Source organism: Streptomyces sp. NPDC004732 (assembly GCF_040609235.1).
Classification (GTDB): Bacteria; Actinomycetota; Actinomycetes; order Streptomycetales; family Streptomycetaceae; genus Streptomyces.
On sequence record NZ_JBEXJR010000058.1, the window covers coordinates 1 to 1,002 of the forward strand.

Sequence of the window (1,002 nt, forward strand, 5' to 3'; positions counted from 1 at the left end):
CGACATTCAAAGAATTGCCTGTTTCTGGTGAATATATGCATAAAAATGCTTATAAATTGGCCAAGAAATATGGTAAAGACTCACTAATTGTGATTGAAAAAATTGGTACGGGTCATTTGCCCCAAATGTTTGCGCTAAAAGCATGGGGCGAACGCTTTTTGAAGCACATTCCGTTTTTCAAACCTTATTTCCCAGATCGTTTGCTTCAAACATTAAGTAATTTATTTCCTAATCAAATACCAAAGCGGTTAGATGATTATTACGAAAAGTACGACCATTACCTACAATTGAAAATGGCTGGTAATGGTATTGAAGAAGCGCGAGAGTATCTCAAATCTTATTTTGACAAAGCCAGTGGCGACTACTTTGAAGCCGATGCCAATGAGACCAGTAAAGCGGCAACTCACCGCTATGTAACAGCTGGGGTTGCGATTCGATATCAAGAATTAAAACAGGATAGTATTGACATTTTGCCACTAGATATAGCGTTGGCAAGTAATGATTATAAGTGGTTCGAGCATTTGCCTAAAGAGATTGAAGACAAAATAGAACACAAAATTTATTATGGTCACTTACTTGATCACGTTATGCACCAGGATTATATTCTAAAACCTGGCGTCGATGCGCATGAACTTAAAAAAGAAATGCTTAAAATTTTGGATGAGCGTCACGCTGTTTATCCAGCCGAACACAATGTTGGGCATCTATATTTGGCAGCACCGGCCTTAATCAAGCACTATAAGAAAAATGATCCAACTAATAGTTTCAACCCTGGCGTTGGTAAACAAACAATGTCTAAATATTGGGGCGAATACTAGAATAAAAAGTTTGTTAAAAAATAACCGTTATCGTCATTTGTCGATTCTGTAGTGACCCCTACTGATTGTTCTTAAAACAGTAACCAAATATTTAAAGATATACTTTAAAAAAACTTTTTTAAAAATTTTTAAAAAAGTTTTTTATTGTTTTTTATATGATAAAATATAGCTATTATAAGATTTA

1 protein-coding gene is annotated in these 1,002 nt (G+C 34.5%); it reads left to right on the forward strand.

Annotated elements, in window-relative coordinates; all coding sequences use genetic code 11:
- The coding region (dld, locus tag ABZV77_RS42745) for a D-lactate dehydrogenase (RefSeq protein WP_356268806.1) at positions 1–818 on the forward strand (818 nt) is incomplete at its 5' end.
- Between the last annotated feature and the right edge of the window lie 184 nt (positions 819–1,002).